This is a genomic window from Methylomonas methanica, assembly GCF_001644035.1.
Lineage (GTDB): Bacteria > Pseudomonadota > Gammaproteobacteria > Methylococcales > Methylomonadaceae > Methylomonas > Methylomonas methanica_A.
On sequence record NZ_LUUG01000088.1, the window covers coordinates 1 to 26,607 of the forward strand.

Genomic DNA, 26,607 nt, shown 5'->3' on the forward strand with positions numbered 1-26,607 from the left:
TTTAAGTCACGGATTCAGGGAATAAGTAATAATGTAGGGCAGCTATATTACCCGAATATCAACTTAGCAATTAACCTGTATGAAATTCTCCGAGTTTCCTTTGTATTACGCAATGCGTTGTATAGCCTATGCTCGCTAACCCCTACGCCGCTTAAACACCACCCAAAACCCACCCACCATCGGCCAAAACATCCCCGGCAACGGCACAGCGGCGACCGGGTTGACGGTGAGCTGCGCTGTGTTTGCCGATAAGCCATCGCCGCCGGCATCCGCCAAACTGTTAATCAACAAGTCAAGCTCGCTGCTACCGCTGCGCAGCACATTGAATCGAATCACCGCCAACATAAAGCTATCGGCTTGCAGGGCTTGTAAATCCGCCGCGTCGTCCAATGATGACTCGAACAGGTTCAGTACGCCGGGCGCAAGCAAATCGGCGGCGACACTGTTTCCACCCAAATTAAACACATCCAACTCGTTGCCCAACACCGGGTCGCCGAAGGCCACGCCGGCGAACGCCAAATGTGTTGATTCGAACTGAATATTAAAATCATACGTTCCCAGCGCAGCGTCGCCCAAGCCGGAAATGCTCAAGCCAATTTCAATGGTGTCGGCGGTTTGGTTAAGCGGCGCAAAATGTAAATCAATGGCAGCATCGGCAACGCCGCTGGCCGCGTATAAGGCTATGCCGGCAATTGCGGCTTTTAGTTGTTTAATCATCGTTGTTAGTCCTATATTCGGCATTCTGGATTCCCGCGTAAGCGGGAATGACGGAATAATCTCGGTTCGCAAGTCCGGCTGGAGAAATCGACTACCGGCCGTTTGGGTCAAGCCCACTTAAACTGCACAGCGCGGCCGGGTGCAAAGCAAAGTCAGTTTGCGCACATCCAACGCATTGATCACGCCGTTTTTATCCAGGTCGCGCGGATCATTAACACCGGAAGCCGGCTTGTTGCGCGCCGCCAGAACTACGTTCAAATCCAGTTGATCGACATCGCGGTCGCCGTCCAGATCGCCTTTTACCGTGATGTTCTCGCAGCTATCCGGTAGATGATTCAAATTGGTATCGCTGCTGACGCGGTTTTGAATATCCAACACGTCCGACTTGCCGTTGTTATTGCAATCCGGAAACACGTTCAAGTAATACACATCCTGCTCGCCGTGGTAGGTAGCGGTATAGGCGATGTGCGCGCCGTTGGCGTCCGAGACTAACTGGGTGTAATCGCCCATTTTGTCGCTTTGCCGCTCCTCGCCGTTCACCACGTTATACGGCAGATGAGTATTTAACACGGGTGTGACCGCCTGGTTTTTGCTCCAGGTCGCGCCGCCATCCCAAGAGTAGGCGTAGTAAAGTTGGGAATAGCGATACGGCGCGCTGCCGCTGCCGTTGCGGGTGTCGTACCACATCGCATCAATACGGGAATTGGCTGCAACGCTCAGCATAGGAAACCATTGATAAGCATTGGCGCCAGGTGGGTCATCATTCACGCGTACCGGCGCCGACCAAGTGGCGCCGCCGTCGCTGCTGCGCACGAAATGAATATCCTGCGGATCGTCGCCCGCTTGCCAAGCGTAAGGCGTGACGTGTGCCATCAAGTAAATATTGCCACGCAATGGCCCAGCCGATTGGTCGGCGGCAATTTGCACATCGCCGTCGCCGCCCAAGGGATTGGGCAACTGCAAGCTCGGCGACAGGAACATCATGCTATTGCCGCCCATATCGACCTTTTGCGCGGTAAAGGTGGGTGAAGCTGCGGGATCTTTGGCATCAATCGATTTCAGGAAATAATGCCCGCTACGCATGATGCCCAGCGCATTGACGGACAAAATCGTTTCATCGACGCCAAATAAATAGACCTCGCCGTCCGGGCCGATAGTCAGCCGGCCGAAACCGAAGTTTGCCACCGGCAATGCCGCGTCCGGCTCCTGGTAGCTCAAGCCGCCGTCCGTGGAACGGATGAAATATTTGGGTACATAGTTGGGATCGGGGTTACTGTCTGCCGGCCGCCGCCAGGTGCTGTAGAGATGGCCGTCGCTAGGGCCGCCGGTTTTATCGATGGCCAGCCAGTTCTTGTCGCCTTTAAACTGATACACCGGCTCCGACCAGGTCACGCCACCGTCGCTGGATTTAAATACCGACGTGCTATCCGATACCGCCAGGGACTGGTAATAAAAATTGCCCTGGGCATCGACCTCCAGCACCGGGTCGGTGCGGGTTTGCTGCGGTAAGGCCGGCAGCATGCCGGTCGCCCAACTGGCACCGCCGTCGAAGCTATAGGCATAGCCGCCGTGTTTGGCGGCCGTGGGCGGCGAATCGAACCTGCGCCAGCCCACGACGATATTGGCGGGATTCAGCGGATTAAAGGCCAGCGTCGGTTCGTTGCCTTTATCGCCAACGATGTTTTGGCCGTCGGCATCGACATTGACCTGATGACTGCGATACCCGCCGAAACTGATCACGGGGGAAGGTCCTGCCTGCACGGCTGTGTTCAATGTCAAACCGATGCCTAAGCCTGCCGCAATTTTTACCAGCCTGACCTTACGGAAAACGGGTGGGTGCCGTTCACCAGGTACAGGGCGAACGGCAGTTAAGGGCCGAAGCAATCCTGCATCTTCATCTAGCTTCATCACGCGACCCTTCTGATAGAACGGCTATTCAGAAACAGCCCGACCAAGCCGCTGGCAAACAGCCATACCGCCGTCGGCACCGGCACCGCCGCCGGCAGCTCTCCCGACACCACTGTGGTTTGAAAGCTGAAGGTACCGATGCGGGTATCGCGCAAACGCGCGGCACTGGCGCCCAGATGATCGAAACCCCAACCAAAACCCAGATTGCCGTTTACCGTTAAATTGTCGCCAACTAAAGCGGTAGTCACATCGAATAGCTCAAAGCCGCCGGCATCGAAACCGATGTGATTGGTAATCACCCAACCCGAGCGACCCGGTGTGGCGGCTTCTTTGGTGGGGTCGTATTCCAGGGTCATGTCGCCCAAATGCACTCTATTGTTTGGCGGATTGACGTCAACCCTAAAGCGCATCACGCCGCCCAGACCGATGCTACCGCTGGCAGTACCGAACAAATTGCCGGGTTCGAACTGGAAAGTGGTATTTCTGTTCTGGCGTCCGCCCGGGTTGGTTATTGCACCCGGACCGTTGACGCTAAATTGCAACCCGGTCGCCGGAATTTCATCGGATACCAGATCGTATAAATCCGGTGTATTAGCATCCCGCAGCTCAACAAAGGTTTTCGCTGCCGCCGAGGCGTCGTAAAACTCTTCCAGGTAAAGAGAAGGCCGACAGCAAATTTGAAAGCCCGAGCTTGGCGTATCCGGATATAAGTCCTGATCGACACCGGCGATTAGCGCATCGCGATTTAAATTGAGGATCAGCGCGCCGCCGCTGACTGTCGCGGCGTGGGCCTGACTAAGCGGAAATACGCTACAAACGGCTATTAGTTTCACGGCAAACAGCCAGCCGGACAATCGATGATTATTGATTTTCATAATGTCACACTCCTTGAAAGATAAGGCCTACGGCCTATGCCGATAAAAGCCAATAAACCGCTACCGAATAGCCAGACAGCAGCGGGCAGCGGCACCGCCGCCACCTGTCCGCAACCGGCGTAGGCGCCGGTGCCCAAGCAGAAATTACCGACATCGATCAATTGCACACCTTGCAACATCCCGGCGTTTTCCGGAGACATTAATAAATCGCCGCTCAGCTGCCAGTTTTCGGCATTGGTAAAGTTCAGGCTTAGATTGTTTAGGTCGTACACAGCCATCGTGAAATAAATGTTATTGGCCAAGTACCAGCCGGTGCGGCCCAAAGTTTGCCGGTCGGCATCGTAACGCAGCGAAAAATCGCCGTTGACCAAGCCGGCCCCGCTGGGCGGCCAGTTCGGCGCATAAAATCCCTGCACGCCGGTCATGCCCACTTGTGCCCCGGCCACGCCGGCCAGCATGATGGTATCGATGGCAAAATCGGTTGATGTGGCTTTGACGTAACGCTGGCTGGCTTGCGGACTGGGGTCGCTGCCGATAGCCGTCAGCTCGAACGCCTGATTAAGCCCGGAAATCTCGGTGCTGTTGAGCTGGCTAAGCAAATGGTCGCCGGTATTGGCCGGATTGTCGGCAGCCGATGCCGCCGCGTCCCAGAACGTCGACAGAAAATACCCGCCGGCGTAAGGCGCCAGCGCATTGCGGTCCAGATTCATCGTAAACGTGCCGCCGGAAGACGCATTCAATATTGTGGCCTCAGCACTTGCTGAGGCCATTCCCAGGCCGATGGCCAGCATCGCCCGCACGGCCAAAGCGGGATAGCCGCAGTTTTTGTTGATCTTCATAAAATCCCTATCAGCGGATGGTCAGAATAAGCCCTCTCCCTGCCTGAATACGCAAGCGGCCGCAGTCGGCGGCATGCGGGCACGAAGAGGGATTTATTACGGAAAGTCCGGGCCCGAAGCGAATCTTGGCGACCGCCCCAAGCCCACTTTGTGAGTTAAGCCGCGACCAAAGCTTTTCTGCGACTTGCACCCAGCAAGCCCAGCAGACCGCTGCCGAACATCCAGACTGCCGCAGGCACCGGCACAGCGGACGGCGCCAGGCTAAAAGTACCGACCACGGCATTGGTATTGGCGCCAACCAAACCGGCCCACAAACCGGTCCATTGCAAATCGCCGCTCAGCAGTAATTCGCCATTGCCGTTTACCGACTCGGCGACGTTGGTCAGTTTCAAGAAGTTTTGAGTGCCAAAACCGGTGTCGAAGGTTTTTATATTCCAGATGCCGGCAGTTTTTACCAGACTAAAGTCGTAAGGAGTCAAAATGCCGCTGCCGCCGGGACTGGTTAATAACCAGGCGCCGCTCAGACCGATTTGACCGACCGAGGTATTGCCGGCATCCATCGTAGTGGCTTGTTCGGTACGGCCATAGGGGCCGGAAGCCGGATAGTTGTTGGTAGTGGTATTGGCGTTAACCGCAAATGACATTGGCGTGCTGGCAGTTGCCGACAGCGCAGTACCGCCCGTGGTTGCACCGGTGATGCCGAGTAAATTATCGCTGGCACCCCAATGTTTCGCGACAATCCAGCCGTTCGGATACCCGGCGCCGACATTGACCGATGCCGCCGCAAAGGCAGCATTGTTGATGGTGATGGTCGCATCGCCGCTGACTTGCGCGGCGCTGGCTGTGCCTGGAGCCAAAACGGCGGTTAGTGCGCTGAAGGCTAGTAGGCCGGCGGTCGCCAGTTGAGAACGGTTGTAGTGCAAGATTGTCATTTTTTATTCCTTAATAAATTACGGTTAAAGTTAATCTTCAAATCGCCAACCTTAACTAACGGTATGCAGCTTGAAGGTAACCCGGCTGTCTCAATCTCCAAGACCCGTGGCTTTCCGGCTCCGCCTCGCGGCGGATGTGGCATGTTTGTCGCGCTCCCTACGACATCACTCTAAGTCCCTGAGTGAGGTGCTCCTGAAAAACTCCTGCGGTAAATAAATAAGGACTACATCAATACTTGATCGAAACACTGACGAATCCGGCTCGGCCGGGCGCGGGCGCTACCCGGCCCTCGAAATAGCCGTAGGGCTGAAAATAATCCTCATCGCTGAGATTCTTGACCGTGGCCGCCCATGTAAAACGCCCTATTTCGTAAGCCAGCGCTGCGTCAAAGCTGTGATAAGCAGCGGTTTTGAAGCGATTGTTGTTGGACACATAAGCCCCGGCACGGGCATAGACGCCAAAGCCTAAGCTACAGCCTTGCAGCGCATCCTGCTGAAAGCGGTAGTGCGCCCAAAACCGCCCGGCATCGTCCGGGACTTGGGCTAAGCGATTGCCGGCGGCGACCGCAGCCTTGTCATCCATGAACCGGGCGTCGGTGTGTGCATAGTTCGCTAACAGGTTCAAACCTTCGAACGGCTGCCAAAGCAGATCGATTTCCACGCCGCGCGAACGCTGCTGGCCGGCGGCGACCGAACGCCGCTGAAAATCGCTGCTGTCGGTGACCGCGACCTGGCTGCGCTCGATTTGATACAGCGCCAGTTGGCCGCTGAATTGGTGCGCAACATTGAATTTCAGGCCGGTTTCCAGATGGTTGGACAATTCCGGGGCCGGCGTATCGACAAAATTCACAAAGGGTTGGCCGCGCATGCCTTCGCTGTAGGAAACAAACCAGGACACTTCGTCGTTCAGATCAATCACGCCGCCAAGGCGTGGCAACCATTTCAGCGTATCGGTTTTAACGTGTACCCCGGTTTGCGCATTATTGAAATCGATGTCGACCTTGCCCAGCCTGAGACCGGACAGCACATGCAGATGCCGGTACAGCGTGCTTTGCCACTGGAGGTAAGCGCCGTAAGTGATGTTTTCGATGAACTGATTTTCCAGACCCGGCCCCGGCACGCTATACGGGGTGTCAAATACCGGTGCCTGCAAATTTAACGTAGCCACGCCCAAACCGGAGGGCCCGAAGTCGCCTTCGATAAACCCGGCATCGCGCAAACGGCTGTAGTCCGCCCCCAATAACAAATTGTTTTCGCTGGGACCAAGCTTGAACTTACCCTGCAAATTGCCCAGTACGCTACGTTCATGCTGTTGTTGAAACAGTTCGGCATCGACCAAGGCCCAGCTAGATGTTGGCGACAAGGGCCGATCCGCGCTCAGGCCGTCGCTACCGAACAGCGTCTGAATTTTCTCGTCAAACTTAGCGTGCGCATAGCGCGCCTTCAGGTTTAAGCGCCAACTCCGGTTGATTTGCCTGTCCAGTGCAGCCCACACCGCATCGGCATCCGAATGGCTATCGGGCAGATTGGCCGGCCCCAAGAACAGATCAGGGCGGATACGAAAAGCCCCGGCAATGCTACCGGTGGCGGGCAAGCCCTGATACTCCGGTTGCTGCCAGCGCGACAGCTTGGCTTGGAGGGTCAAACGGGTTTTGTCGTTATCGGTCAGCGTCAGGGCCGGATTGATGTTGAAACGCTGGGTTTCGATCATCTCGACAGTATGTCTGGCGTTGGTGTATTCGCCGGTAATGCGCGTCAGAACATGGTCGTTTAACGGTTGATTGATATCGAAAAATGGCTGATAAAAGCTATCACTACCGATTCTAAAACCGGCTTCGCCGAAGTATTTGGCCTGCGGCAATTTGGAAAGCAGATTCACCACCCCACCCACTGGTGAGCCCGAACCGCCGCTGTAAAGCAAGGCGTTGGAGCCTTTCAGCACCTCGATTCTATCGATATTAACCGTGCTTTCCCGGTCGCCGGGGTTGTAGTACTGGGTAAAGCCGTCTATCAGTTGTTCGGAGCGGAAGCCGCGAATCAATGTGCCTTCGATAACCGGACTGTAGAGCACGTTGCGCGGCACCACGCCGCTGACATTGATCAACGATTCGCTAAGATTGATCGTTTGCTGGTCGTCGAGCAAAGTGCGTTTCAGCGCATGCACCGACTGCGGGATTTGCTTGATCGGCGTGTCCGTTCTGGTAGCGCTGACAATATGACTGACAGCATAGGTCCGCATATCTGCAAGCATGGACTCGGCGTCGATTCCCGTGCCGGCTTCTCCGGTTTTTGAGCCCACTACGGTCATGGCATCCAAGGTAACCGGCGGCGGCGTGTTGGTCGACGCAGCTTGCTCCAAGCTGCGTTCCAAAGTCACCGTGTCGGTATCGATAAAACGATGAGCAAAGCCGCTGTCATGCAACAAGCGTGTTAATGCCTGCTCTGCCGACATGTCACCTTGCAGGTCCGGGCTGACGATCTCACGCAACATGTCCGCTGAAAAAATCAACTCTAACTCAGCTTGTGCGGCCAATTGAATCAGGGCATTGTTTAAGGACTGGCCGGGAATATTGAAGTGGCGGACCGATTCCGCGGCAACCGCCTGGCTGCTGCTCAATTGCCCGCCAGCCGCCGCCAGCCAAATCAATACCCAGGTATCGACGCCGACACGGTTGCCGTTCAGCGCGTAGCAAAGGTATATGGCCGGCCGACGCCATGCGCCGACTGCAAGCTGATAGCGAAAATCGTTAATCCGTGCTTTCAAGATCCGTCCTGTCCGAAAAATAATGTTTCTCAACATAGAAGTCGTTTCAGCACAAAAATCGATCACAAAAAATTTCCTGATTAGCAAAAAACGTAATTATTCAGTCAACACCGCGTAAAAAATCGTAGGCTGGATAAGCGAAGCGCATCCGGCAATCTTGGTGGATGCGCTTCGCCTATCCACCCTACAGACCATTAATTTCGAAATGAGGGGATCGGTAAGAACGGATTGAACTTATGCGCTCGAACTCCGGAGTACACAAATTAAAGCGGCATCGTCGTTCCCGTCTGCGCGTGAGCGACGATGTTCAAGGGCTGGGTTGACGAAATATGCACGAAGGTTTGCCGCGCAAAAATATCAGCGATGCAATAACACCCACCAGGGACCGATACGGGTTTCTTGCAAGGCCAGTGCTTTGCGCACCGAAGAAAGGGCCTCGTCAGGCGTATCCAGAGAAAACACCCCGGTCACCCGCAGATTTTTAAGTGCGGCATCGGCCAGAAATATCCGTCCGAAGCGATAGCGCTCCAATTCGCTTATCAATTCGGCTAAAGGTCTATCGTTGATCACCAGCCGATGTTGCTGCCAAGCGGACTGTTCCGCGCCCACGGCCTGCGGATGCGGTAAGGCCAATCCGGGCTTATAGCTCAAGCTTTGCCCCTGGGCGACGGTAATGTCACTCTCTCGACCGGCGGCGCTGACCACTACGGCATGCTCCTGAACGGTCACCTCGGTATGCTCGGCTGCCGTTTTATACACTTCAAACACGGTACCCAAAGCCCGCACCGTTAAGTCGTCGGCTACCACCTCGAAAGGCCGCCTACTATCCTTTGCCACCGTAAATCGCACCTGGCCATGGTGCAACACGATCCGCCTAGCCTCGGCGGTGAACGCTACGGAAACCGCGCTATTGGTGTTCATCAGCAAACGGCTGCCGTCGCTGAGTTGAATCTCGCGAATTTCGCCGGTTTGCGTGTGGTAGTCGCTTAAATAATCGCTAATTAAGCGCGCTTGTTGGGGCATGATTAGCCCAATCGCCAACAGGCACATCGCCGCAATGGCAAACCCGGCAGCGAACCAGGGCCGGCGTGGTTTGGGTTTGGCTGGCTTGATTTTAGCCGCGCGGAATGTCGCCGGGGCGATTTGCCGAGACGCCGGTTGTTGCACTTCGACCTCTCTGGACAAGTTGCCGGCCACCACCATGTCTCTGAACAACTTCTCCGCCTCGGTAAATGCCTCGGCATTTAAGGGGTCGCGGTTCAGCCAATCGGCGAACGCTTCGAGTTCCGCATCGCTCAAACTGTCGTCGCGCAGACAAACCACCCAGGCGATGGCCTGATCTTGCAGACTTGTGTGAACGGATTTGTCGGACGGCACAGGCATGCGATCTCCAATTAAGCAGGGGTGTTATTGATAAAGACGTGCGAGGCGCGAAAGCGATCATAGCAAGACGGGCTTTGCAAACAAGCGGCGGGCGTTACCGGCATGGGCGTGGAGCGGACTGAGGAAAATAAGGCGGACGTTTTGTTCAATCGGCCAGTTGCCGCGCGCAATGCGCCATGGCTTGGGCTAATAACTTATTGACCTGGGACTTGGAAATCCCCAAGCGTTCGGCAATTTGCATATAGGTCAGGCCATCGACACCATGCAGCAAAAACACACTGCGGCAGGCTTGCGGCAACTCGTCCAGCGCGTGTTGCAATGCGGCCAGACGTTGTTGACCGATCAACACCTGTTCCGGTGGCGCGGCGTTGCCAGGAATGGATTCAGCTAGCGCATCAAAATCTTCGTCAGCGCCGTAACGGTCCCTGACCATGGTTTTGCGCTGATGATCGATGGTCAGATTGATCGCGATCCGAAACGCCATGGCTCGAGCGTTATCCGGCGGCGTTTTCTCGGCGATTTGCCGTAAGCCCAGATACGTGTCATGGGTTAATTCGGCGGCAATATCCGGGCATTTCAAGCGCCCGGTCAAAAAACGCAATAACTCATCGGCCAAGGACTCGGTCCAGAACGCGGAAATATCGGTCAATGGCTGTGCACTCATGCGTATCGGAAATATCCAAAGCTTTATTCAAAATCAGCGACTGGCTGACACCCCGCCAAAATGTCGCAGCGCAGCCTTGCGTCAGAGCGTCTGCAATAATTGAACCAAAGACGCATGTTGCTGGCGGGCCCCACCCGTCGTGCTGCCTTGCGCTGAACATTACTTCCGAGCCGCCCTGGAATACGGCAAATAACCCGCGGCATGGCCGGCAGATAACATAGTTTTATCGAGAATAGCCGTTTGACTCGCCGACTTTGATTTTTAGCGCGCGCCAAGCCTGTATAATCCCCGCAACCCCACGTACTTATTCACTTAGCTTAACCATCCCCTGTCATGCGCCCCACCAATCTGCTGTTCTGCCTGCTTTTCATCGTTGTCGTTCACGGCGCTATCGCCTGGAGCCTGAATCGCCCCCAAGACGCCGGTGTCGATGTGCCATCGGGCAAATTGCGCAGTTTGTCGTTCGCGCCGTATCGCGAAGGCTTTAGTCCGATCGAAGAAAAATTTCCGTTGCCGGAACATATCGACGCCGACCTGGGCTTGATTGCCGATAAAACGCACACCATTCGCACTTACTCGATACTCGGTGGCATGCAGCCGACGCCCGAATTCGCGCGCAAACACGGCGTGGAGATGATTCAAGGCGGCTGGCTGGGCGACGGCCATGACAGCAACAAAAAGGAGATCGCCGCGCTGATCGAAGCGGTCAACGCCAACCCGGACGTGGTCAAACGGGTGCTGGTCGGCAACGAAGTCCTGCTACGCAAGGATATGGATGTGGACAAACTGATCGGCTATATCCGCCAAGTCAAACAGGCGGTGAAACAGCCGGTATCGTATGCCGATGTTTGGTCGATTTATCTGAAATATCCGCAGCTGATGCAGGAAGTGGATTTCATCACCGTGCATATTCTGCCCTACTGGGAAGACGAGCCGGTGGCGATTGAGGATGCGGCCGGACATGTGGAGAAGATCGTCCAGCAAATCCAGGACAAAGCCAGCAGCATGGGCCTCAACAAACCGATTTTAATCGGCGAATCCGGCTGGCCGGCCGCCGGCAGACAACGCGGCCAAGCCGTCCCCAGCGTGGTTAACGAAACCCGCTTCATCCGCAGCCTGATCGAAGTCGTGAACCGGCACGGTTTGGACTACAACATCGTCGAAGCGTTTAACCAACCCTGGAAAAGCCATAACGAAGGCGTGGTCGGCGCAAACTGGGGTTTGCTGACCATCGACCGCGAACCGGTTTTCCCACTGACTGGCCCGGTTTACGAAAACCCGGACTGGCTGCTGCACTTTGCCTGGGCCACCGGCTTGTGGCTGTTGCTGGTCGCGGCCTACTTTAAAAAATTAGCCCATCTGTCCCTGCCCCACCTGTTGGTGTTTTTAGCATTGGCCCAAGTGTTTGGGGTTTGCCTGGTGACGCTGGCGGATTTTCTGTGGTTTACCAGCTATAGCATCTGGCAACAGGCTTACACCGTCTTGCTGGTGGTAGCCAACAGCTTGTTGAGCGGTTTGTTGCTGCACCGCTGCTATGCGATTTTGACTAAGCAATCGGCGCTGCCGGCCCTGGCAAACCGTTTGAGAAGCGCCTATCTGTTTTTCGTGGTGCTGGCGCTATATAAAACCTACAGCCTGGCGTTCAACGGCCGGTATCTGAGCTTCCCTGTCGAACAATTCGCGATTCCGGCCATCGGCATCTGCGGCTTGATCATTTGCCTATACCTGGCCCAGCGCCGGCTGCAATGGCATATGCTGCGCTTCGACAGCCTATCCGGCGGCGATTCGCAAACGCCGCGCGACCGTTTGCTGGCGTATTTTTTAAACTTCGGCATGCTTGCCGTGGTGATAGGCGAGACACACGAGTTCATGGCCGCTTACGACTTTATCCAAGCGCATCCGGGCTTTAGCGAAGGTTTACCGGTAGCCCTGGGCTACACCTTCTACAATCAGCAACTCATGGCTTGGTTGCTGTGTATACTGGTACTGTCGATCCCGTTCTGGCCCCTCCGCTCAGACAAAGCCAAGATTTAGCACGTACGATCAATGTTGCTCAAGCAGCTGGTTCCGGCACCGCGCCTATCGGTGCGTGCCCCGAGGCTGATTTTTCGGTAATCAACACAAGGACACCCTATATGTGGCTGCGCACTAGCTGCGAAATAACCTTCGATGTCAGCATCGAGACTCCATTCATTTTGATGCTGCGGCCGCGCAACGGCGCCAATCAATGGGTGGCCCGCGAGTCGTATACCTTGAATCCGACGGTGCCGGTATTCGAATATACCGACTACTACGGCAATCTCTGTCAGCGCCTGATTGCACCGCCCGGCGAGTTTGCCGTGCGCACCAGCGCCGATATTCATACTAACGAGCATATCGACGTCTGCCCCGGCGCACCCTTTACGGAAGTGCAAAGTCTGCCGGATTCGGTACTGACCTATCTGATCCCGACCCGCTATTGCGAATCCGACCGGTTTATCGATCTGGCCCAGGAAATCGTCGCCGATGCCTTACCGGGTTACGACCAAGTCGCGACGCTGCACCGCTGGCTTCGCGACAATATCCGGTTCAATCCGGACTCGCCGCATTTCCAGCTGTCGGCGGTCGAAACCAATATGGCCGGCGAAGGCGTCTGCCGCGAATTGGCGCATTTGGGCATCGCCCTGTGCCGGGCCTTGTGCATTCCGGCACGGATGGTGGTGGGCTATTTATATGGCTTGCAACCTATGGACTTTCACGCCTGGTTCGAGGCGTATGTGGGCGGACGTTGGTATACCTTCGACCCGACCCAAGCCGAACCATGCGGCGGTAGGGTCATCGTCGCTTACGGCCACGACGCGGCGGACGTGGCGATTTTCACCCAATTCGGCCCGGCGCTTTATCCCATGCACATGGCCGCCAATGTCGAACGCCTGCCCGGCCCGCCGGATTAGCGCGCACCCGGCGCCGCCATCACACATCGAGCAAAGGTGCGGATTCCCGGTATAATGCCGATTCCGCTGTAATCAACGCTTTATTATGAGTAATCTTTTTCTGGTCGCCTGCGCCTTGTTGCTGGTATTTCTAAACGGCTTCTTTGTTGCGGTCGAGTTCAGTCTGGTCAAACTAAGGCAGACCAGAATCAAGACAATCGAACAAACCGAAGGCTGGCGCGGCCGCATCCTCGCCAAAGTACACAAAAAACTCGACGCTTATCTATCAGCCTGCCAACTCGGCATTACCCTGGCCTCGCTGGGGCTGGGCTGGATCGGCGAACCGGCTTTCGCCGACCTGTTAGTCCCGCTGTTTGCCAAAGCCGAAATCACCTCCCCGGAAATCATCCATAACATCTCGTTTGCCTTTGCCTTTTGCACGATCTCCTTCCTGCATATCGTCGTCGGTGAGCAAGCGCCTAAATCGCTGGCTATCCGCAACCCGGAAGGCATAGGTCTGTGGAGTGCAGGACCGCTATACGCGCTGTACTGGCTGATGTACCCGGCCATCTGGTTGTTGAACGGCAGCGCCAATCTGGTGTTGCGAATCGCCGGACTTAGCGACGGTCACAACCTGGACAGTCATTATTCCAACGACGAATTGAAACTGATTCTGCGCTCCAGCCGGGCCGGCGAGAACCTGACCAGCGATGAATGCAACGTGCTGGCCAAGGCGCTGGATTTCGGCAAGCTGGAAGTCTCCGATTTAATGCGGCCGATTCACGAAATTACCGCGCTGTATCAAGGCCAATCTCAGCAACACATGCTGGAAACGGTTTACAGCAGTTGCTTCAGCCGCTACCCGTATTTCGACAGTAACGGTATCGATGTGCTGGGCATTATCCATTTGAAGGATCTGTTTCTGGCGCAACAACACGGCCAGCAAATCGACGATTTGGAACCCTATCTACGGCCGATTCAACATATCTCCGCGCATATGCCGGCCCTGGAATTGTTCCGGCGCTTTACCCAAGGCTCGCCGCATTTCGCGGTCATCGGCCAGAAAGGCCACAAGCCGCACGGCTTTATCACGCTGGACAATCTGCTGTCGGCCATGGTCGGCGAAATCCGCGACGAATTTCGTAAAACCGAAAGCGACTGGACCCGGCAAGATGACGGCAGCTTGCTGGGCAAAGGCAGCTTGCCGATTTTCTCCCTGGAGCGGATTCTGGGTATCGATGTGGAAAACGAAGAACTGGATCTGGACGACGTCGATTCCGTGGGCGGCATGATCCTGGCGCAATTACGCGACATCCCGGAAGCCGGCGAGCGCATCGCCTTTAACGATTTTGAAATCGTCGTGAAAGAAATGAACGGCCCGCGCATTGAGTGGGTGCAGGTTTATCCCAAGCAGTAATTTCAGCAAGTCAGTGCTTTAAAGGTAATCGAGCTGCTATTTTGTGGTGATATGATTCCTAGAGAATTATTAACCGCGTCCGACCGAAAGCCGGCCTTGATGAACGAGCGCGATCAGGCGGATATTTCGTCAACGGCAAATCTAGGCTGGGTTGAATAACAATGAAACCCAGCTCAGAAGCTGATAAGTTTTCCAATCCAAACTGCCGTTAGAACGTAAAGAAATTCTGTTATTTGAACACATTTGCAGGGTTTCGCGTTGCTCTACCCAGCCGACGATGCCCAGTAAAACAAGCCCAACAAATCGATCTTGCTTAGTGTTTAGGCAATTCGCGCCTATAATGCGCCTATCCAATCTTCCCATGAGAAACACCCATGAAAACAGTCAATGTCAGCGGTTTAAAGAATAATCCCAGCGAAGCGTTGCGGATGGCGCATGAGGATATGGTATTGGTCATGAACAGAAACGAACCAGACGCCTTAATCATCGGGCTCAAATCCGCCCAAATTATCGGCATGCCCGGCGTGCGTAAAGCCTTGGCCACCGCCTTGTTTAAAGACGGCAACTTATCCCTGGCGCGCTCAGCCAAATTAGCCGACATGCCTTTAGCTAACTTTATCGCTCATGTCTCGCGTTTGGGCATTCCGGTTATCAGTCAAACCGCAGAGGAAGTGCAAGATGACATGGACACCCTGGACCAGTGGTTAAAGCAGGCCTAACAACGCATGGCCCGCATAGTTGTCGTTGATTCCAGCCCTTTAATCGGTCTGGCAATCGTGGATGGTTTGGAATGGTTGCCTAAATTGTTTGATAAGGTGTTTATGCTGGAATCCGTCAAACAAGAGGTGTTACCCGGCAAAGCTGCGCCCGGCGAACCCGCCATCGCTCAAGCACTGACCACCGAATGGATCAAGGTATGGCCGGAGCCCATCGCATCGCAACTTGAGATCGATCTGGATCCCGGCGAAACCGACTGCATCAATATCTGCTTGAGTAATCCCGACAAGGTTTTGTTGATCATGGATGAACGCGCCGGTCGTGCGGTCGCCAAGGAAAAAGGACTGCGCGTTATCGGCACCGCGGCGATTATCGGGTTAGCTAAAAAACAAGGCTTGATTCCCTCCGCGCGAGCAATCTTTGAGGTTTTACACCGTTCTGATTTTCGCATTTCGGCCGCAGTCATCAATCAAATATTGCTTAGCGTGAATGAGTAAGGCCATAGTCGACTTTGGACTAACACGTTGAGGTCTTGCGAGTTGTTCAACAAACGCATTTCCAAACCAGACGCCTTGACGGTCATGTCGATGCGGATGCATTCTTCCGGTTGATTACCAGCGATAGCCCGTTGGGGACATGACGCTAGTCTGGAAAACGGCTTCCAATATTTAACGATCATCAGCGTTGAGTTTTCCCATGCAACAATCTCATATCATTCCAAAAGGAGCTTAGCCGTTGCTCGCGCAGCCCATCCACCACGATAGCCCGTTCCCGTTTTTTTATGACAATGCTGCCTTTTCCGAGGAACAGTGCGCTGCGCTTGACTCATTATTCTTACAAGACGGTGACTGGCAGCATCGGGATGGCGCGTTTTACCGGTGTTCTCTCAAAGACGTTACCGAGAATATTCCAGACACGTTTCAAGCGGAAGTGCTTGCTAGAATGCGCGAGATTACCGGATTGCCACTCACGAATCGTGTTCTGGTCACGGCGCAACGCATGCTGCCTGGACAAGCCATTGGTATACACAGCGACCGGCCGCTAGTGGGTTACGAAATTGCGCGACTGGTCGTGCAACTGAATAAGCATTGGCAAACCGACCATGGCGGTGTTTTGGAATTATTCTCCTCGCCGGAGAGCGAGGCGGTGTTCAGCGTTAATCCTGAGTACAACAAAGCCTTTGGCTTTCTACTGCACGTCGATTCATACCATGGCGTCACTGAGGCTATTCAGCCACGCCAAACAGTGGTCTTCAATTTCTGGCACGCAGCCAATACACCCGAGCTTGCCGCACACGTGCAGGCCTTGTTTGCCGACATACATTTCTCCGAACTGCCGGCAGCTCTCAACCCTGTGGCCACGGCTGCGGAATCGAGTCTGCCCGAGGAGATGACATTTCATGCCGGCATGGCTGCGCTTGCACTCCATCGCTGGGGTTATGATGAAACTACCGTGATCACCGGCTACCAATACAGCGCCGGCCTTTCTGTCTGCGGCAGCTACGATGCCGAGACCTATGCCGCCGTGCGACTGGCGGATTGGGTGGCATGTTTGTATCGGGATTGGTTTGATCTGGCCCGTTGGAAAATCTTGCGCCGCGAACTTGCAGGAATGGAAATTTTTACACGCCTGATGCCTACATGGCAGCTTTGTCTGCCGGAATAGAGGGGCCGGACAATGCATGGTCGGCCACCGATTCCGGTAAAGCACAGTCGCAATCGACCCAAGCCGGTCTAAATTTGCGAGGATGGTAATTGCTGTAGCTGCCGGACCGTCAAAATAACAATATACCTTCCCGATCAGTTGTGGAAATTTCTAAAGTTAGTGGGCTGCTTATGATTTCTCAGCGTTTTTGCAGTTCCTTTCCCACTCGCCGCCTCCTTTATGCTTAACGTCAATATCGATCAAGTTAGCCAAATGACGGTTTTTTCGCGTTTTTACATGTCCTTGACTGAGAGCGGCTCGCCGTATTTTTTATTTTTAATGGTAAAAAATGAAATGCATCCTCCAAGGCCCGCTTCCGCCTGCCTTATTCCCACAGCGGCCGCAGCAGTTTTTCCAACAACCACGGATCGTCGAAATGGCGTTTGCCGAGAAAGGCGATAGCATGCGTGCCCCATTGCCGCATGGCGCCGGGGCTGGGTACGCCCATGGGCCACAGTAGGAATCTTTCCGGGCGTTCGCTGCCGGCAACCAAGCCCTCTTCGTCGAACATACTGCGGTATCCGCCGTCGGCCATAGGCAGCGAGCGCAGCGCATCGTAATCCAGCCAGCCATATGGTTTCGCATCCGTCGCCGGCATAGTGGTGGCGATACCGTTGATAAAATGATTACCCGCCGCAACTTTCACCAACAAGCGTTCGCCGGGTTGTCGGGCGAGAATGGACGCCGGCGCCAAAACCGGTTCCGAACCATCCAGAGGCTGCACTACCTCAACCCCCTGCCCTGGAAATATCTGGTAATAACAGCCGCAGGCATGAATGCTTTCGTAAGCCAGCGGGCTACCATCCATTCTTAAGGTGACCCGCCAAATCAGGCCGTCGAAGCGACCGGCGTAAATATCCAGCAGACCGGTAGCCGGCCGGGCCGGAAACCAGATCAGGTAATTCAGTTGCAGTAAAACCTGGCTTCCAAACCGGGTATGGGAAGCCAGCCGATAGACGCTGGAGTGTTGTGGATCGACCTCGGCTTCCCCATCGGCGCTGAGGCCAACCGTACCGATACGGTCGTCATTGCTCACGGTATCGACTACCCAGCCCGGCGCATAGGCGGAAAATAATTGCTCCAGTTGAGCCGGTGACGGCTCCGGAATACCCAAGGGATTGGCCGCCGACTGCGCAAGTATCCGTGCGACTTCCGCCGCCTGGATAGAGGGAGAAGCCGGCGGCTCGTAACGTATCAGGCGGCCCTCGGCCGGTTGTTGATGCGCAGCCAGGAAAGGTGCGCGCATTTCGCTATGCAATTGGCGGACGCCGTCGACGATGGCCCAGCGGCTCAAGAAATACAGGCCCAAAATTCTTTGCCAGTTCGAATAAGCATCGGGCGGCTGTATATTCGACAACAACCGAGCGCGTTGGTCTGAAGCGTTCGATAACGGTTGGGCCAGTATTCGGCCACAAGCGGATATTGTCTCCCCAGCCTCTTGAGCCGCCGGGGCTCGCAAGGCGGATTTTGCCGCAGCCGGCAGATTGCGCCATTCCTTCAGCCTTGCGGTTTCATCCAGTCCGCGCAAGCGTTCCAGCCACGCGGCGTAGGCGTCTGCCGTTAAATCGGCGCCTGCAAATGAGGCCAAAAAGCGGTCGATACGCAGACCCGGAAAACCCTCGATGCGCGCGGTAGCCGCATCCGCCACGCCGAACTCGTCGACTCTGACGTCCATATCCCGAAAAAACCCCGCGCAGCCGGCAAAATCCGGCTTTACGGGTAAAACCACCGGCTGCCTTACGGCACAGGCCTGCATGCCTATTGCTAATATGACGGTCAGTATCCACAAATCCGAACCGCGTAACGAGCAGGCCAGGATGCCGGAATTAGGATAGGCGATATTGGAACTACGTCCGGCAAACCGGCAAATACTCATGACCAACCTCCTAAGTTACGATTGCCATTGCGCTCGAACAGACCATCGGCAGAACTGCAAACCACAGACTATATCCCTAGCGGCGGCAATAGCACCAACATTATCCCGCCGATAAATTTGGCGCCCCTTTGCCAACGCCGATTAAGCGACATTCCTGAAACGAATGCCGGTCTTTAGGGATGCGCCCGCAATATGCGAGATAAAACCGCATGCAACGATCCGAATCCTTTCTTTCCAAACCTGCCGCGAACGCGGGTAATCCGATTGAAGACCCTTACCCTAGCTAGAGACCAATTGACTCAGTAAAACACTCCAAAATCACATCCCTTTTCTTTCAGAACAACCTCACGTCAAGCCTTGTCTCCCGTTGTTGAGGCAGGATCATTGTCGGAAACCTTTGCTTCAGGCGATTTGGCTAATAAATCTTTGACCAAGGCGTTGGGGAAACGCCGGCTTGGCGTGATGGCATAAAAGCGTTCTCGAATGTCAGTGATACGGTAGCGCTCCACCAATAAGCCTTGACGTAATTCATCCAGAACCACCACGGGCGGCACCAGGGTCAAATGCCCGGATTCACGCGCCAGCAAACGCAGCATTGCCATGTCGTCGACTTCGGCCACCACAAGCGGCCTAACCCCGGCTTGTTCCAGCAAGAAATCGAACGCAGCCCTAATTTCACTTTCGATGCTGGGCAAAAGTAGCGGCCTGCCATCCAGGTCCTGCGGGAATTGAAACGGCTGGCTCTCATCGTCCGGCTTACCCACCAGGCTGACTGGCTGTTCGTCCAACAGATGGCAATGCCAATTGGTTTGCGCATCGCGCGGTGCCGGCCGATTGGACAGCACCAGATCGATGGTGTGGGTATGCATTTGTGCCAGCAATTCGCGCAGACTGCCGGAATGCAGCACCAATTCGACGTCGCTGCGCTGCACCAAGGACCTGACCAACTCAAGCTGAAAATTACGCGACAGCGTCGAGACCGCCCCAATTCGCAGCAATTGGCGTTCACCTGCCGAACGGCCATGCATCAGACTGATCAATTCATCCCCAGCCCGAAAAATGGCGTTGGCGTAATCCAAGGTAATCCGCCCGGCCTCGGTCAATTGCAGGCGTTTGCCTTCGCGCTCGAACAACTTTTGCCCAAACGACTCTTCGAGCTGGCGTAATTGAATGCTGAGCGCCGACTGTGACACATGTAAGCGTTCAGCCGCCCGCGTCAGATTGTTTTCGTTGGCGATCATCCAGAAATAACGCAAGTGGTGATAGTTCAGTGAGGCCATGGATTCATTAACAAAAGAGAACGTTTAAATTAAATACATATATTGGATGAATTAATAGCCGATTGCTAGCATGACAACACTGTCAACCTTCCGGGGATTCTCATGCACAACACCATCCGCTCCGCCATCTTATTCATCGGACAACATCACAACAACACTGCGATTTTAAGCAGACAGGAGTTGCGGCCATGACATCGTTGATCACTTACTCCGCGGTGTCGGCGCCGCTGCTGTTGTTTCTATCAGGAATCCCATCGTCGACCTGGGCGGATCGTCACCCGCAACTTATGACCAAACTTTGCGGAACGTTATCGATCATTGCGGTGCTGACAGCAGGGCTTGCCGGCTTCAGCATTTTCTATAAGGGCTCAGGGCCTGCTGGCGTCGCAGAAAACTTGTTTTATATCGATAGGCTATCGGCCATGATGCTGATGCTGGTGGCGTTCATAGGCGCCGTGGTCATCCGCTATTCGCGTCATTACCTGGATGGCGATCCCGGCCAAGGCCGTTTTTTTAAGTGGCTCGCATGGACTATCGCGGCAGTGATGACCTTGGTCATCGCCGGCCATTTCATATTATTCGTGCTGGCCTGGATTCTGACCAGTCTATGTTTGCACCGACTATTGTTGTTTTATCCGGAACGGCAGGGTGCTCGCATCGCCGCTCGCAAGAAATTTGTGTTCAGCCGCTTAGGCGATTTCGCGCTGATTTTGGCGGGGGTCTGGCTGTATCAAGTCTTCGGTACGCTGGAGTTTGGCGAACTGTTCGCGGCCGCGGACACGGCTATCAATAATAGCAGTACCTTAAACGCCGCCGCCTTTGCGCTGGTCATCGGGGCTGTCATCAAGTCGGCGCAATTTCCTTTTCATAGCTGGTTGCCGGAGGTGATGGAAACCCCCACGCCGGTATCGGCGTTGATGCATGCCGGCATCATCAATGCCGGTGGCTTTTTAGTAATACGCATGAGCCACGTACTGGTGCAGGCACCTGCCGCCCTGCACCTACTGGCAGTGATCGGCACCGTCACCGCCTTGTTCGGCTCTCTGGTGATGCTGACCCAAACCAGCATTAAAAAGTCACTGGCGTTTTCCACTGTCGGCCAGATGGGCTTCATGATGCTGCAATGCGGACTCGGCGCATTTTCCTCAGCGATGTTGCATATCATCGCCCACGCCCTGTACAAGGCCCATGCCTTCTTATCCAGCGGCAGTGTGGTCGACATCGCTCGCGCGGCCTGGGCGCCGCCAATTCGAGACAGTCGCCACCCTGGGGAACTGCTGGTGGCGTTCATCGCGGCGTTGGCGTTGACTGTCGGCGGCGCCGGCTTATTCGATCTGAACTTGCGGGAAGAACCCGGCATTGTGCTGTTGGGTGCCATCTTGCAAATGGCCTTGACCTACTTGTTGTGGAATGCCCTGGCCCATCACGCCGGCCCCGCGCAAATTGGCAAAGCCCTGCTTATCGCCAGCGGTGTGAGCCTGCTGTATTTCGCCCTACAAACCGGCTTCTTGCATCTGCTACGCGCTGAGATTGCTCAGCAGATGCCGATAGACAGCCTGTTCGACAGCGTGTTGTTGACCATCGTCTTGGCAGGATTTTTCACGATTTTGATGTTACAGATTCAGTACCCCGGCCCGGCGGCTGCAAAGGTTTGGCAAGCGGCCTACGTGCATCTCTATAACGGATTTTACATCAGTACCCTCGCCAACCGCATGATCCAACGCTATGGGTCCAAGCCCGTTCGTCTTAGCCATCGTCACTCTGGAGGAATACCGCAATGAACGCAGCCCTATTGTCATTTAAACCAAACAAGCACTTCGACAGCGACGAGACAGCCGGCCGGACTTACGGCCAAGATACCCTGCAATCGCCAGGCATACTCGCTGCCATTGAGCGGGCCTGCACCCGCATCGCACCGTTGTGGCCCTTACAACAATTCGTCGCGGTCAATCCGTTTCTTGGCTTAAGCGATCGCTCCTTTGCTGAGGCTTGCGAATTCAGCGCGCGCATGGGTCAGGGCGAAATGCTGATGCCGGCGAGTTTCTATGCCGAGCAATATCGGCTTGGCTATATTCAGGATGCCGATATCAGCCAGGCCTTGCAGCAAACCGGCAGCATTTGGACTCTCAAACAATGCTTAATCGAATTGCAAGATCTGCCAAGCCACGATACCGCGTTGCCAGGCAATCGTTGCTACACCTTGGCGGACCATTTGGATGCCGTGCATGGCAGCCAATGGGCGCTATTGATTACCGATGAGATCTCCAAATGGTGCGCTGCTTACTTCGATCAAGGTCAGTCAGCGTGGCGCATGCCATGGCGGGGGCTGCCGCTGTATGCGGCCTGGCGCCGCGCTGCGGCCTTCGATCGCACGCCGGAATTAGCCGGCCTGCCGGCGTTTCGTCAGACGATAAGCGCCTTGCCGGAACAGCCCATTGAGGCGATTACGCAGATATTCACTGCAATGGGCTTGCCCAGTGCCCGGCTCGATGATGCCTGTCATCGGCAATTGCTGACGGTGGCCGGTTGGAGTGCTTGGGTCCGCTACAAACATTGGCAAGCCAGCCCGGAGCAAACCCAGGACGCCTTGCTGCAACTACTGGCAATTCGGCTCAGCTATGACTATGCACTCATTTCGGCGCTGGCAAGCCTGCAAGATATCGAGGCATGGCGAGGCCATTGGCAAGACGCGCCGCTGGTAAATACCGATACCGCTGGAGCACTTGAAATACGCCATATTTTGCAGACTGCCTACGAATTGGCAACGCAGCGCCCCTTGTTCGAAAAACTGGCGTCGGCGCTGGCCTCAACAAGCCATCGGCAAGCCGAGCGTAAAAACCTGCAAGCGGTGTTTTGTATCGATGTGCGTTCGGAAGTCTATCGCCGCGCTCTGGAAATGCAATCTCATACTATCGAGACCTTGGGTTTTGCCGGCTTCTTCGGTTTTCCCATCGAATACATTGAGCTCGGTCACCATCAGGGGCAACCGCAATGTCCGGTGTTGCTGAAGCCCAAATTTCGTATCCGGGAAAGCGTGGGCGATGCCAACGTGGGTGAGTTGCGCAACATCCTTGAGAGACGCTGGCTGCGCAAGCGTTTGAATAGGCTTTGGAAGGGCTTTAAAAACTCCGCCGTATCTTGCTTCTCTTACGTGGAAATTTCCGGTCTGAGCTTCGCCGGCAAATTGCTGAGTGACAGCCTGGGTTTGACCCGGCCGGTGGTGAAGCCGGGTATCGCCGGTCTGGATAAAACCATCGTCCAACGCATCGGCCCGGTCATTACCCGTCAGCGCGGTCGTCTGATTGCCAAGGGGCCGGTGGTCGAAACCGGTATCGCCCTTGGCGAGCGCATCGAACTGGCCCGCAAAGCCTTGCAGGGTATGAGTCTGACTGACGGATTTGCCCGGCTGATATTGTTGTGCGGACACGGCAGCAGCACCGTCAACAACCCGTATGCGGCTGGACTGGATTGCGGCGCCTGTGGTGGACACAGCGGTGAAGCGAACGCGCGGGTGGCGGCAGCGGTGTTGAACGATCGCGAGGTCCGCGCGGGTCTGGCCGCTCAGGGGCTGACTATCCCGAAAGACACCTGGTTTGTCGCCGGTTTACACGACACGACAACTGATGAGGTACGGCTGTTCGACCTTGACCAAATCCCGCATTGCTTTAGCGAAGATCTGTTGCTGTTGCAGCGCTGGCTGGATCAGGCCTCGCAGCTTACTCGCCAAGAGCGCGCGCCGGGTTTGGGATTACCCAGCCAGGATGCCGCTTCGCTGATGAAAGCCATCACCCAACGCAGCCGCGATTGGTCGCAAATTCGCCCGGAATGGGGACTGGCGGGGAATACAGCCTTTATTGCCGCGCCCAGACCACGCAGCTATCACTTTGAGTTGAACGGCCGGGTGTTTCTGCACAACTACGATTACCGGCAGGATGCCGACGGCTCAATCTTGAGCCTGATTATGAGTGCGCCGATGGTGGTAGCGAACTGGATCAATCTACAGTACTACGCATCCACCGTCGATAACCGCCGCTTCGGCAGCGGTAACAAGGCTTTGCATAACGTGGTCGGCACCCTTGGCATTCTGGAAGGCAACGGCGGCGATTTGCGGGTCGGTTTGCCTTGGCAATCGCTACATGACGGCAAAACCCTGCGCCACGAGCCGGTGCGTTTGACCGTTGTCATCGAAGCACCAGCAGAGATGATCGAGCAAGTATTAGCCAACCACGCCGAGGTTCGGCAGTTGGTTGATAACCAATGGTTGCATCTGACGCGTATCGATCCGGTTGACAACCGCTGCTATCGCTACATCCGGCAGCACTGGCACGCCGTTACCAATTATTCCAGGGAGAGATGAAATGAACTTGCAAACCGATACCCCATACCACCTGCCGCAGGTTGCGACCGATCACCTGGATTTACTGGAAGCCGAAGCCCTGTTCATTCTGCGCGAGGTGATTGCCGAATGCCGCCATCCGGTGTTGTTGTTTTCCGGCGGCAAGGATTCGGCGGTGTTATTACACCTGGCTTACAAGGCGTTTCATCCTGAGCGCATCGGCTGTGCGCTGCTGCATATCGATACCGGCCATAACTATGACGAAGTGATTGCCTATCGCGACCGGATGGCGGAACGCTACGATTGCCTGCTGCACGTGCGTAGCGTCGAAGATTCGATCCGCAAAGGCTCGGTGCGTTTGCGGCATGCATCGGAATCGCGCAATCCCTATCAATCGGTAACCTTGATGGAAGCAATCGCCGAATTCGGTTTTGATGCTTGTCTGGGCGGTGCCCGGCGCGATGAAGAAAAAGCGCGGGCCAAGGAACGTATCGTCAGTGTGCGGGATGAGTTTGGTCAATGGGAACCGAAACATCAGCGCCCGGAGCTTTGGTCCTTGTACAACACTCGTGTCGCACTCGGCGACCATTTACGGGTGTTCCCTATTTCGAACTGGACCGAGCTTGACGTTTGGCAATACATCCAGCGCGAGGACATCGAACTGCCGGCGCTCTACTTTGCCCACCCGCGCCAAGTCGTGAGACGCGGCGACATTCTGGTGCCGGTGACGCATCTGACACCGGCCCAAGCCGGCGATACCGTGGAAACCATAAGCTGCCGTTTCCGCACGGTCGGCGATATTTCCTGCACCGCGCCAGTGGCGTCGTCAGCCGGTAATGTGGCCGACATCATCGCCGAAACCGCGCAATGTCTGCTGACCGAACGCGGCGCCACCCGCCTGGACGACCGCGCCTCAGATGCGGCCATGGAACAACGTAAAAAAGAGGGGTATTTCTAATGAACGCGCTTGACTACTTAACAACGGATCCTATACCAGACGGAACCCACCAGCAAACCCCGTCGGGCCTATTACGCTTTATCACCGCCGGCAGCGTCGATGACGGAAAGAGTACCTTGATCGGCCGATTGCTTTACGACACCGGCAACGTCGCCGCCGATCAATTGGCAGCGATTCATGCCACCTCGCAAAAGCGCGGACTGGCAGCCATTGATTGGTCACTATTGACCGACGGTCTGATCGCCGAACGGGAGCAAGGCATCACCATCGATGTGGCCTATCGCTATTTCGCGACGGCGCGGCGTAAATTCATCATCGGCGATGCGCCGGGCCACGAGCAATATACGCGCAACATGGTAACCGCTGCATCGAGCGCCGATACTGCCATTTTGCTGGTTGATGCTCGGAAAGGGGTTACTACCCAGACCCGCCGCCATGCCTATCTGGCGCATTTGCTCGGAATCCGCGAGTTAGTCTTGGCGGTCAATAAAATGGACCTGGTGGATTGGCAGCCCATGGTATACAAAAGCATCGTGGACACCTTCAACAGCTTTGTTGCGGCGTTGGGCCGTCATCACGTACACGCGATTCCAATGTCAGCGCTGAACGGCACCAATGTAGCCAGTCGTGCAGAAGCGATTCCTTGGTATCACGGCCCGAGTTTACTCGAGCATTTAGAAGCCGTCCCAGCTCGCCGCGACGCCGAGCATGCCCCGTTAAGGCTGCCGGTGCAGCGGGTGGTGCGAGTGATGTTGGGGAATGCAGCTAATGGCGCGAACGTCACCGAGTTTCGCGGCTATCAGGGCACATTGGCTTCCGGGCAGATGCAAATTGGCGATGAAGTGACGATCTGGCCGTCCGGACAACGGGCGCGCGTATCGCGTTTAAATGTTGCCGAGCGTTCATTGCCCGCCGCGAGCGCGGATCGCGCGGTAGTGGTGTCGCTGGATAGGGAAATCGATATCTCGCGCGGCGATATGTTGTCAGACCCCATCCAGCCGCCTCGCGTCGTCAAGACACTCAACGCTGATATCTGCTGGTTATCCGAGCAGCCACTACAAGCGCGAGGCAAATACTTGGTTAAACATACCACCCGCACCGTTAATGCTTTGTTCGAGGAGCTAAGCTATCGGGTTGATGTCAACACCTTGGCTCACCAGGCCGCGCCGGAAACAGCGATAATGAACGATATCCTGCGGGTCAAATTGAAATTGCAACAGCCGCTGTTAGTCGATGCCTATGTCGATAATCGCACCACCGGCAGTTTCATCGTTATCGATCCTCTGTCTTTGCACACGGTGGCGGCAGGTGTGATTATTTAATGC

General features: G+C 55.4%; 20 protein-coding genes and 1 riboswitch. Of the genes, 10 read left to right on the forward strand and 10 right to left on the reverse strand.

The genetic code is table 11. The annotated features are described in order from the left end of the window. Positions 1-135: 135 nt before the first annotated feature. The 8 genes from A1332_RS15640 to A1332_RS15675 all read right to left on the reverse strand — a co-directional run bounded on the left by A1332_RS15640 (position 136) and on the right by A1332_RS15675 (position 10,082). A complete protein-coding gene (locus tag A1332_RS15640; RefSeq protein WP_064009387.1) occupies positions 136-717 on the reverse strand; it encodes a hypothetical protein in 582 nt (193 codons plus the stop codon). Between the two features lie 117 nt (positions 718-834). Continuing rightward, complete coding sequence (locus A1332_RS15645; protein ID WP_157204025.1) at positions 835-2,628, reverse strand: hypothetical protein; 1,794 nt, start codon at positions 2,626-2,628, stop codon at positions 835-837. Beyond that, on the reverse strand, positions 2,625-3,500 hold the full coding sequence (locus tag A1332_RS15650) for a hypothetical protein (protein WP_082879722.1): 876 nt from the start codon (positions 3,498-3,500) through the stop codon (positions 2,625-2,627). The genes A1332_RS15645 and A1332_RS15650 overlap by 4 nt, the downstream gene beginning before the upstream one ends. Continuing rightward, positions 3,497-4,339 (reverse strand): hypothetical protein, encoded by an 843-nt coding sequence (locus tag A1332_RS15655; RefSeq protein WP_064009389.1) that lies wholly within the window; start codon positions 4,337-4,339, stop codon positions 3,497-3,499. Before A1332_RS15655 ends, A1332_RS15650 begins: the two co-directional genes overlap by 4 nt. Before the next feature lie 155 nt (positions 4,340-4,494). Then, positions 4,495-5,271, reverse strand: coding sequence for a hypothetical protein (locus A1332_RS15660; protein WP_064009390.1), 777 nt, complete (start codon positions 5,269-5,271; stop codon positions 4,495-4,497). A 72-nt stretch (positions 5,272-5,343) separates the two neighbouring features. Then, positions 5,344-5,422, reverse strand: a riboswitch (cyclic di-GMP riboswitch). 78 nt (positions 5,423-5,500) lie between these two features. Then, positions 5,501-8,035, reverse strand: coding sequence for a TonB-dependent siderophore receptor (locus A1332_RS15665; RefSeq protein WP_231890319.1), 2,535 nt, complete (start codon positions 8,033-8,035; stop codon positions 5,501-5,503). 357 nt (positions 8,036-8,392) lie between these two features. Continuing rightward, positions 8,393-9,418 (reverse strand): FecR family protein, encoded by a 1,026-nt coding sequence (locus A1332_RS15670; protein WP_064009392.1) that lies wholly within the window; start codon positions 9,416-9,418, stop codon positions 8,393-8,395. 145 nt (positions 9,419-9,563) lie between these two features. Further along, positions 9,564-10,082, reverse strand: a complete 519-nt coding sequence (locus A1332_RS15675) for a sigma-70 family RNA polymerase sigma factor (RefSeq protein WP_064009393.1) — start codon at positions 10,080-10,082, stop codon at positions 9,564-9,566. A 333-nt stretch (positions 10,083-10,415) separates the two neighbouring features. Between A1332_RS15675 and A1332_RS15680 the strand changes: the two genes are divergently transcribed. From A1332_RS15680 to A1332_RS15705, 6 genes are all read left to right on the forward strand, one after another. Then, positions 10,416-12,116, forward strand: coding sequence for a glycosyl hydrolase family 17 protein (locus A1332_RS15680; RefSeq protein ID WP_064009394.1), 1,701 nt, complete (start codon positions 10,416-10,418; stop codon positions 12,114-12,116). 101 nt (positions 12,117-12,217) lie between these two features. Then, positions 12,218-13,015, forward strand: a complete 798-nt coding sequence (locus A1332_RS15685; RefSeq protein WP_020483318.1) for a transglutaminase domain-containing protein — start codon at positions 12,218-12,220, stop codon at positions 13,013-13,015. A gap of 85 nt (positions 13,016-13,100) precedes the next feature. Further along, positions 13,101-14,411 (forward strand): hemolysin family protein, encoded by a 1,311-nt coding sequence (locus A1332_RS15690; protein WP_064009395.1) that lies wholly within the window; start codon positions 13,101-13,103, stop codon positions 14,409-14,411. 374 nt (positions 14,412-14,785) lie between these two features. Continuing rightward, positions 14,786-15,130 (forward strand): UPF0175 family protein, encoded by a 345-nt coding sequence (locus A1332_RS15695; protein ID WP_064009396.1) that lies wholly within the window; start codon positions 14,786-14,788, stop codon positions 15,128-15,130. Between the two features lie 6 nt (positions 15,131-15,136). Further along, entirely contained in the window at positions 15,137-15,625 is a 489-nt protein-coding gene (locus tag A1332_RS15700; protein ID WP_064009397.1) for a DUF3368 domain-containing protein, read from the forward strand. 238 nt (positions 15,626-15,863) lie between these two features. Next, positions 15,864-16,793, forward strand: a complete 930-nt coding sequence (locus tag A1332_RS15705) for a 2OG-Fe(II) oxygenase (RefSeq protein ID WP_231890320.1) — start codon at positions 15,864-15,866, stop codon at positions 16,791-16,793. A 364-nt stretch (positions 16,794-17,157) separates the two neighbouring features. On the opposite strand, the gene A1332_RS15710 is transcribed toward A1332_RS15705, so the two are convergent. Together A1332_RS15710 and A1332_RS15715 are read right to left on the reverse strand one after the other, a co-directional pair. Further along, a complete protein-coding gene (locus tag A1332_RS15710; protein ID WP_064009398.1) occupies positions 17,158-18,708 on the reverse strand; it encodes a hypothetical protein in 1,551 nt (516 codons plus the stop codon). 350 nt (positions 18,709-19,058) lie between these two features. Continuing rightward, on the reverse strand, positions 19,059-19,988 hold the full coding sequence (locus A1332_RS15715) for a LysR family transcriptional regulator (RefSeq protein ID WP_064009399.1): 930 nt from the start codon (positions 19,986-19,988) through the stop codon (positions 19,059-19,061). A 188-nt stretch (positions 19,989-20,176) separates the two neighbouring features. Here A1332_RS15715 and A1332_RS15720 point away from each other — a divergent pair, with 188 nt between their 5' ends. The 4 genes from A1332_RS15720 to A1332_RS15735 are packed head-to-tail and all read left to right on the forward strand — an operon-like array spanning position 20,177 to position 26,604. Continuing rightward, positions 20,177-21,769: a proton-conducting transporter membrane subunit gene (locus tag A1332_RS15720; RefSeq protein WP_082879723.1), complete on the forward strand. Its 1,593-nt coding sequence runs from the start codon at positions 20,177-20,179 to the stop codon at positions 21,767-21,769. Continuing rightward, positions 21,766-24,345: a YbcC family protein gene (locus A1332_RS15725; RefSeq protein ID WP_064009400.1), complete on the forward strand. Its 2,580-nt coding sequence runs from the start codon at positions 21,766-21,768 to the stop codon at positions 24,343-24,345. The genes A1332_RS15720 and A1332_RS15725 overlap by 4 nt, the downstream gene beginning before the upstream one ends. Position 24,346: 1 nt before the next feature. After that, positions 24,347-25,282, forward strand: a complete 936-nt coding sequence (gene cysD / locus A1332_RS15730; protein WP_064009401.1) for a sulfate adenylyltransferase subunit CysD — start codon at positions 24,347-24,349, stop codon at positions 25,280-25,282. After that, positions 25,282-26,604 carry a sulfate adenylyltransferase subunit 1 gene (locus A1332_RS15735; RefSeq protein ID WP_064009402.1) on the forward strand — a complete coding sequence of 441 codons (1,323 nt, stop codon included), beginning with the start codon at positions 25,282-25,284 and terminating at the stop codon, positions 26,602-26,604. Before cysD ends, A1332_RS15735 begins: the two co-directional genes overlap by 1 nt. Positions 26,605-26,607: the final 3 nt, after the last annotated feature.

Excerpts from the sequence above, each read along its gene's own strand:
- A1332_RS15640 (WP_064009387.1), bottom strand. The coding sequence starts at position 717 with ATGATTAAACAACTAAAAGCCGCAATTGCCGGCATAGCCTTATACGCG.
- A1332_RS15650 (WP_082879722.1), bottom strand. The coding sequence starts at position 3,500 with ATGAAAATCAATAATCATCGATTGTCCGGCTGGCTGTTTGCCGTGAAA.
- A1332_RS15655 (WP_064009389.1), bottom strand. The coding sequence starts at position 4,339 with ATGAAGATCAACAAAAACTGCGGCTATCCCGCTTTGGCCGTGCGGGCG.
- A1332_RS15660 (WP_064009390.1), bottom strand. The coding sequence starts at position 5,271 with ATGACAATCTTGCACTACAACCGTTCTCAACTGGCGACCGCCGGCCTA.
- A1332_RS15670 (WP_064009392.1), bottom strand. The coding sequence starts at position 9,418 with ATGCCTGTGCCGTCCGACAAATCCGTTCACACAAGTCTGCAAGATCAG.
- A1332_RS15675 (WP_064009393.1), bottom strand. The coding sequence starts at position 10,082 with ATGAGTGCACAGCCATTGACCGATATTTCCGCGTTCTGGACCGAGTCC.
- A1332_RS15680 (WP_064009394.1), top strand. The coding sequence starts at position 10,416 with ATGCGCCCCACCAATCTGCTGTTCTGCCTGCTTTTCATCGTTGTCGTT.
- A1332_RS15685 (WP_020483318.1), top strand. The coding sequence starts at position 12,218 with ATGTGGCTGCGCACTAGCTGCGAAATAACCTTCGATGTCAGCATCGAG.
- A1332_RS15690 (WP_064009395.1), top strand. The coding sequence starts at position 13,101 with ATGAGTAATCTTTTTCTGGTCGCCTGCGCCTTGTTGCTGGTATTTCTA.
- A1332_RS15695 (WP_064009396.1), top strand. The coding sequence starts at position 14,786 with ATGAAAACAGTCAATGTCAGCGGTTTAAAGAATAATCCCAGCGAAGCG.
- A1332_RS15700 (WP_064009397.1), top strand. The coding sequence starts at position 15,137 with ATGGCCCGCATAGTTGTCGTTGATTCCAGCCCTTTAATCGGTCTGGCA.
- A1332_RS15710 (WP_064009398.1), bottom strand. The coding sequence starts at position 18,708 with ATGAGTATTTGCCGGTTTGCCGGACGTAGTTCCAATATCGCCTATCCT.
- A1332_RS15715 (WP_064009399.1), bottom strand. The coding sequence starts at position 19,988 with ATGGCCTCACTGAACTATCACCACTTGCGTTATTTCTGGATGATCGCC.
- A1332_RS15720 (WP_082879723.1), top strand. The coding sequence starts at position 20,177 with ATGACATCGTTGATCACTTACTCCGCGGTGTCGGCGCCGCTGCTGTTG.
- A1332_RS15725 (WP_064009400.1), top strand. The coding sequence starts at position 21,766 with ATGAACGCAGCCCTATTGTCATTTAAACCAAACAAGCACTTCGACAGC.
- cysD (WP_064009401.1), top strand. The coding sequence starts at position 24,347 with ATGAACTTGCAAACCGATACCCCATACCACCTGCCGCAGGTTGCGACC.
- A1332_RS15735 (WP_064009402.1), top strand. The coding sequence starts at position 25,282 with ATGAACGCGCTTGACTACTTAACAACGGATCCTATACCAGACGGAACC.